The sequence below is a fragment of the Ruminococcus flavefaciens ND2009 genome (assembly GCF_000621785.1).
GTDB lineage: Bacteria > Bacillota > Clostridia > Oscillospirales > Ruminococcaceae > Ruminococcus > Ruminococcus flavefaciens_C.
Map to the genome: position 1 here is coordinate 1 of NZ_KK211348.1, position 7,208 is coordinate 7,208.

The following is a 7,208-nucleotide window of genomic DNA, read 5'->3' on the forward strand; positions in this document are numbered from 1 at the left end:
AAAAAGGCGATGTCAACTGTGACGGAGATATCACAGTAGCCGATGTTGTGCGGCTTCAGAAATGGCTGCTTGCCATTCCAGGTACGCAGATACCATACTGGAAAAACGCTGATTTGTGCGAAGATGGCAGACTTGATGGGTTTGATCTCTGCCTGTTAAGGCAGCAGATAATCGAGCAGAAAGATACCTATACCATACGCCTTGAAAAAGTCGGAGAGGATATAACATCCTTAACTTCGACCATTTCGATAATCAATAAGTATCTGGGATGCGGTCTTGGAGAGGCAAAGAATATTGTCAATTCAGCCCCCGTTACTATAACAGATTCAGCAACAAAAGCAGATGCAGATCAGCTCGTTGCCGACCTTGAGGGCGCAGGAGCAACTGTTTCTGTCACCAAAAACTGATAACGCTCTCTGCACAGATGTGTGTCAAAAATAAAAGTTCTGTAAAGGGAACATATCACGGCTCTGAAAGCAATTTCAGAGCCGTTAATCTTATTAGGAAGGAAGCTGAACCGGATATTGACGAAGATGAGGACGAGCTTGAAGAAGAAAATATGGGGCAGACTATGGCATAAAAAATAAGCGGTCAAGATCAAGAGCACTTTTTAAAAAGAACGAGCTCGCAAAATGACTGTTCTAAGTCATTAGCGAGCCTTGCTTCTGGTAGAGACGAGGCATGCTCTTCTGTTTAGTTGACTTTCCACAAATAATATGATATAATGGCGATAATATAGGGGAGAATCCCTATATATGCGGATACAATGATATAAAAGGAGGTTTTTCTATGAAGATCAAAAGAATTATATCAACGGTATTGTCAACTGTGTTACTTATTGGTGTCATACTGGCTGACACCGCCATTACTGACAGAACTACCTATCAGCTTACTGCACACGCTAAGGAAACAGTGGAAACAATTGCAACAACTTACCAAACATATATATATGATTCCGAAACATTGGTAATCACATATCTACCCGAAGTGCATAACTTTAGTGGGGTTCATTTTGCTGTAGAAGCTAGTGATACCAGTCTCGGTAAAATTTGCCTTATCCGATGATGTTTTTGAAATAACTGATCTAAATGCCGATTCAGTTATACTTACAGGCTGCACCGGTGATACATACTGTACGATCGAAAAGGTAAAGATATATTTCGATTGTCCACCTGGTGATGTCAACTGTGACGGAGAGGTCACAATAGCTGATGCTGTTCTGCTGCAAAAATGGCTGCTTGCTGTTCCGGATACTCAGCTCTCTTACTGGCAGAATGCTGATCTGTGCAAAGATGATAAACTCGATGTCTTCGACCTCTGCCTGTTAAAGCAAATGATAATCGAGCAGAAAGATACCTATACCATACGCCTTGAAGATGCTGGAAAGAAACCTACATCAGTCGCTTTTATTATTCATCAGTATTTGGAATGCAGTCTGGTAGAAGCAAGGGATAGGGTCGCTGCAGCACCTGTTAAAATAACAGATTCAGCAACAAAAGCAGAAGCAGATCAGCTCGTTGCCGACCTTGAAGGTGCAGGAGCAACTGTTACCGTAACGAAAAACTGATACCGCCATCTGGACAGATGTGTGTCAAAAATAAAAGTTCTGTAAAGGGAACATATCACGGCTCTGAAAGCAATTTCAGAGCCGTTAATCTTATTATGAAGGAAGCTGAGCCGGATATTGACGAAGATGAGGACGAGCTTGAAGAAGAAAATATGGAGCAGACTATGGCATAAAAATACTCCGCAGAGACAAAACTCTGCGGAGCGTCTGATATTGTTAAATAAAAAAATAAGTGGTCAATAAGTGGTTGGGAGCACTTTTAAAAAAAATGAGCTCGCAAAATGGCTATTCTAAGCCGTTTGCGAGCCTTGCTTCTGGTGGAGGCGAGGGGAATTGAACCCCTGTCCGAAAGTCCGTTCATGCAACTTTCTACGAGCGTATTTTACCTATTATGATTCCCTGTACGAGCCGCCGATAAACGGGCTGCGGGTGCAGGTAGTCCGTATACAACTGGCGGACACGGACACTTCCGTCAGTCGTTCACCGCTGATCGATGCCCAAGCGAGAGCCGCGGTACTCCCTCGGTGGACAGAAGCTGACTTAAGCAGCTACCAGTTCGCTATTTCTAGAAACTGTAATGTTATTTCTTGCGTTTATATTTAAACGTGGCGCAGGTTATGGAGATCACGCCATTCTCCGCTCGCTTATCACACTTCAAGACCCCCGTCGAAACCTTTACGCCCCCATATAATGAGGGAGTGAGGTGGGGAGCCGAAATGCTCCGAATAACATTATACACTGTTTTCAGCCGTTTGTCAACTGCAAATGGTGTCGTTATTTGTAAAAGCAGAGATATTTCCTGTTTGTTTGCGTCAATGCAGGTATAGTTCGCCAGGGGAGTACCATTCCGTTAGTTCATGAGCGGAGTTCACATTACAGAGTATGTGCAGTCCGTGTTAAAAAACTTTGACCATAGTGCAGTGTATTCCTTGTCCTTTACAAGCTCAGACAATCGCTTATATGTGCCGTTGTCCACGTCTATGTAACGATTGATATGGATGTACCGAATATCATATTTTATTGACTTTGTCAATAGAGAGATGGCTGATCACCGGAAAATTGCTGATATGAGCAGAAACAAACATACAAAAGAGAGGAAAGCGATCATAGGTCCATCTTTTTAGTAATAGTCAAATATACAAACTTACACATATCGGAAATATAAACTCATTCTTGACAATTCATGTTAAAAATGCTATAATAAATCAAATAGTTTTTACATGATATGGCGTGAAATTATGGGGGCAGTTCATATGTGTAAATCATATTCAGTCTATGTAAGCAACGGCTTTACAGCGGATATTCACATTGTTTGATTCGTACACGGGATAATTCTGTTCTGTGTACGTTTTTATTTTTTTAAAGGAGGACGAAAAATGAAGAAGATCATCAAAAGGGCTGCTGCTTTGGCGATAGCAGCGGCACTGACGACGGGGGCAGCGCCGCCCCGGTTCGGCGGAGGGTTCCTGCAAAAGCCTGCAAATGTATATGCAGCGGACGCATATACATTTGACGAAAGCACGGGTGTGCTTTCGCTGAAAGGTTTGATCAACCTAAATGTCAGATCGGAGATTTTAAATTACAAAGACAAAAGTAAGGTCAAAAAAGTAGTTGCAGAAGAGGGGACGAAGATAACTCAAGGCTCTTTTCTGTTTGATAGTTTTGTAAATTGTACCGAAATGGATCTTTCAAAGGCTGATGTGAGCTCCTGCGAGAGGTTTGGAGCGATGTTCAATAATTGCACTTCTCTGAAAAAGCTTGACCTTTTGGGCTGGGATACCGGTAGTGCTGTAAATATGCAGCAGATGTTCGATTCCTGTAAATCTCTTGAGGAGCTTGATCTGAGCAGCTTTACCATAAAATCAGGCACAGATTTTCAAAGTGCTATGTTTTATGGATGTAGTTCTCTTAAAAAACTGACTTTGGGAAAAGGCTGTTCAGGATTGACTTCTGATTCCCGCTTACAGCAAGGTGAGTTTGGCTGGTCAAACGTCATGGCTCCGGATACTATAATCAGCGGAACGGACACCTATGCTGTTATCTCAAACAGCGGCAAAAACACCTATATCAGGGACTATGCTCTCATGCCTGCAACGGATTGTTACACATACAACAGCACAACAGGTCTCCTGACGCTGAAAAACGTTGTTGACAGGGAAACAATAAGACGCTTTGAGAAGAAAACCTCTGTAAAAAAGATAGCCGCTCAGGAAGGCACTAAATTCGTAGACAGCTGTTCATGTATGTTTGATGGGTATACAAACTGTACAGATATAGACCTTTCCAATGTGGATACAAGCAGGATGACGTCAATGTCGAATATGTTCTATGGCTGCTATTCATTGATAAATCTTGATCTGACAGGTGTGGATACAAGCAAGGTAGACAGTATGGATTACACATTTGGTATCTGTTCAGCTCTGGAAAACATTGATCTCAGCGGATTTGACACAACGAATGTCACAACAATGGAGTATATGTTCTATGGCTGTCAGTCTCTGAAAAAAATTGATCTCGGAAAGTTCAGCTTTGAAAAGGTCATGACAATGGCTGGAATGTTCGGCGGCTGTGAAGCCCTCGAATCTATCAGCGGTACGGCTTTCGCATCATCAGACTGCACTGACTTAGCCAGTATGTTCAGCGGCTGTACGGCATTAAAGGAGCTTGATCTGAGAAGTCTTGATACAGTCAATGCTGAAAATATGAACAGCTTCTTTGCCGGCTGTGAGTCACTCAGCAAGCTGTATCTCAGCTCAAAATTCGGCGATGTTGTCGCAGCTCATAGGCTTCCCAACGGTGGCGGCTGGCTCAACGGCAAGGGAGATAAGATAAGCGGAAGCGGAGAATTTGCTGAGATAAGCAAAACCACCTCCGGCTCTGCTGCTTATTATAAGAGAAATCTGATAAAAGCCGAGAATTATAACCTTAAATATCTTACTTTCCCTACACCGGGTACAACGGCATGGGATTCGCTCTCAGACCTTAAAGCTATGAGTAATGAATACACGGTAGACATGAGTAACACATACTGGATAGACGCCGTTACAGGAAAAAAACTGAGCGGTGATGATGTTTTCGTGTACGGCGGAGCATACTTACTCTCTGTACGTCTGAGACCCAACGAGAATTACGTTTTTGCCGAGCCCACGGAAGATGCTCTTGCTTATACAGATATTTACGGCTTTGACGGTAAAACTGTATTCTGTGAGGCAGAAAAGAACACAGCCCGGCTCCTCGAAGACGGTTCGCTTGAATTTTTAGCCTATATTTCCAATTACAGGAAGTCATCGGCTTTCTACAGCTATGAGGCACCCGACGGACGTAAAGCTGCGGCACATTATCTGAATGATCTTGGCGTCAGCGCCCCTGATGCACATACTGTTCTGATAAAGGATATGTATAATGCATTGTGGCAGGAGCCCACAGTCGCTCCGACTTACTATTACAGCCTGGATCAGGAGAACTGGTATACCTTTGCCGAGATAAACGGCGTAGGTATCGGTAAGCTCAGATCAGATACGGAGTATACGGTATATGTCCTCGTAAAAGGTGAGCGCAAGCCATTCTATACCAAGACTGTAAAGACTCCCGCAAGTGAGGAGGCAGAGCCTATCTACAGGGTCGACATCACAGATGTAGTCGCACCAAATGCGCCGGAGCTCCCCGTAAAAACCGCAACAGTTTCGGGCGAGGGCGCTGTCCTCTGTACTGACTCAGATATAGCGGACTACGGCACAGACGGCATGAACTGGGCAGATGATGACGTTTCGGGCGATGTAATGCCTCCGGGGGCTAAATTCCTGGCAGGCAATAAATATACAGTCCGTGTGCTTGTTTCGGCTGAGGACGGATATGTATTCCCTGATGATCTCACCGACATAACTGCCACAGTAAACGGCAAGCCCGCAGGGATACAGCCTATGGAGGACGGAAAGTCTATAATAGTCACATATCAGTTCACAGCAACGGGAACTAATAAGATCACAGTATCATTTGCCCCCGACGGAGGCAGCGGTACAATGGAAGATGCCTCTGTTACAGCATTTGCGGAATTTGCTCTGCCTGAGTGCGGCTTCACTGCTCCCGAGGGCAAGGAGTTCGCAGGCTGGTTCATCAACGGTGAGATCAGACAGGCGGGCGAAAAGATCACGGTAACTGAGGATATTACCCTTTACGCAATGTGGGATTACAGCATAGTATCCGTAAAGTTCGATGCAAACGGCGGCGACGGAAGCATAGCCGACTCTGTACTGCTTTCGGGCTGCACATTCGCCTTCCCGTCCTGTTCCTTCACTGCCCCTGACGGCAAGGTTTTTGCAGGCTGGCAGATCGGCGACAAGACCTATAATGCGGGCGATACACTGAAGATCACAGCCGATACAGTTGTGAAAGCCCTCTGGAGCGAAGAAGTCAAGGAAAAGCTCCTTGTCGGTGATGTTGACGGCGACGGCTCGGTAACAACACTGGATGCAGAACTCATAGCACGCTATGTAAACGGCTGGGAAGGTATCGAGATAGACCTTGATGCAGCGGACCTTGACCGTGACGGTACAGTCGATGTAAGAGATTCAATTATTCTTTCCCGTGCAGTTGCAGCGTGGGACGGCTATGATACATACATAGCAGAGATAGAAAAATAAGGAGAAAGCATCATGATAAAAAGAATCATATCAGTGCTCCTCTCTGCCGTACTATCGCTTTGCCTGCTTCCGACAGCCGTATTTGCGGCTTCTGATATGATGCTTTCCGCAGAAAGTGTCACAGCAGAATGCAAGCCGGGAACAGAAATAAGTATCCCTGTCACAGCAGAAGTGAACAGCGGATATATAGCGGGAACGGTGGATATAGTATGGGACAGGACGGTTCTGAAGCTCAGATCCGTAGCGTATACGGATAATGCTCCCGATAACGGCTCGGCAGAGATCTCACAGGGCAGATACAGGGTATCATTCGGAGAGAATTTAAAGACCGAAAACTTTACAGGCTCAGGCGAATTCTTTACCCTGACATTTACTGTAACGGAAACGGCTAAAGCAGGAGACCATCTTGTAGCACTTGAAAATGCAGTTATATATAATACAGACCTGAAAGCATTGTCTGTATCGCTGGGCTCTGCAAATGTAACACTTACAGGCGAGACTTCAGAGAATGACCTGCTTTTAGAGATAGGCAGTGTAAATGCACCTGTAAAAGGTGACGGAGAGATCAGGGTTCCCGTAACTGCAAAGCAGAACCCCGGATTTGTTTCGGGTACAGCAGATCTGAAGTGGAATGCTGATGCTCTTACTCTCAAAAAGATCGAATATACTTCCCTTGCTCCCGATAACGGCTCGGCAGATGTGATCGGCGGCGGAAGCTATCGTATAGCCTTCGGAAACAATCTGGCTGAGGCAGATAAAAAAGATAAAGGCGAGATGTTCACGCTGGTATTTACAGTGAACGAAGGTGCTGAGGCAGGAGAGTATGCAGTTCTTATAGGCAATACAGCAGTTGTAAATAATGCCCTTAAATACGTTCCTGTGACAATAAAGACAGGTGCGGTAGTCTTGCAGGATGAAAGCATAACTACATCATCGACTACAACTACAACAACCACTACTACAACAAATAAAACTACCACAACATCAACAACCTCGACTAC

General features: G+C 44.7%; 7 protein-coding genes and 1 other RNA gene. 7 read left to right on the forward strand and 1 reads right to left on the reverse strand.

Annotation, left to right across the window (positions count from 1 at the left end; genetic code table 11):
* From T488_RS18000 to T488_RS19680, 5 genes are all read left to right on the forward strand, one after another.
* Nucleotides 1-407: ribosomal protein L7/L12 (locus tag T488_RS18000; RefSeq protein ID WP_037298281.1), on the forward strand; the 407-nt coding region annotated here is incomplete at its 5' end.
* A 17-nt stretch (nucleotides 408-424) separates the two neighbouring features.
* On the forward strand, nucleotides 425-580 hold the full coding sequence (locus T488_RS19900) for a hypothetical protein (protein ID WP_196243278.1): 156 nt from the start codon (nucleotides 425-427) through the stop codon (nucleotides 578-580).
* Between the two features lie 209 nt (nucleotides 581-789).
* Nucleotides 790-1,065 carry a hypothetical protein gene (locus T488_RS0112890; RefSeq protein ID WP_028520060.1) on the forward strand — a complete coding sequence of 92 codons (276 nt, stop codon included), beginning with the start codon at nucleotides 790-792 and terminating at the stop codon, nucleotides 1,063-1,065.
* Nucleotides 1,028-1,567 (forward strand): dockerin type I repeat-containing protein, encoded by a 540-nt coding sequence (locus tag T488_RS0112895; protein ID WP_028520061.1) that lies wholly within the window; start codon nucleotides 1,028-1,030, stop codon nucleotides 1,565-1,567. The genes T488_RS0112890 and T488_RS0112895 overlap by 38 nt, the downstream gene beginning before the upstream one ends.
* Before the next feature lie 17 nt (nucleotides 1,568-1,584).
* Nucleotides 1,585-1,740, forward strand: a complete 156-nt coding sequence (locus T488_RS19680; protein ID WP_155267172.1) for a hypothetical protein — start codon at nucleotides 1,585-1,587, stop codon at nucleotides 1,738-1,740.
* A 142-nt stretch (nucleotides 1,741-1,882) separates the two neighbouring features.
* Here T488_RS19680 and ssrA read toward each other — a convergent pair.
* Nucleotides 1,883-2,252: a transfer-messenger RNA gene (gene ssrA, locus T488_RS19375) on the reverse strand.
* A gap of 691 nt (nucleotides 2,253-2,943) precedes the next feature.
* Between ssrA and T488_RS0112905 the strand changes: the two genes are divergently transcribed.
* On the forward strand, nucleotides 2,944-6,207 hold the full coding sequence (locus T488_RS0112905) for a BspA family leucine-rich repeat surface protein (RefSeq protein ID WP_028520062.1): 3,264 nt from the start codon (nucleotides 2,944-2,946) through the stop codon (nucleotides 6,205-6,207).
* A 12-nt stretch (nucleotides 6,208-6,219) separates the two neighbouring features.
* The coding region (locus tag T488_RS18005; RefSeq protein ID WP_037298284.1) for a cohesin domain-containing protein at nucleotides 6,220-7,208 on the forward strand (989 nt) is incomplete at its 3' end.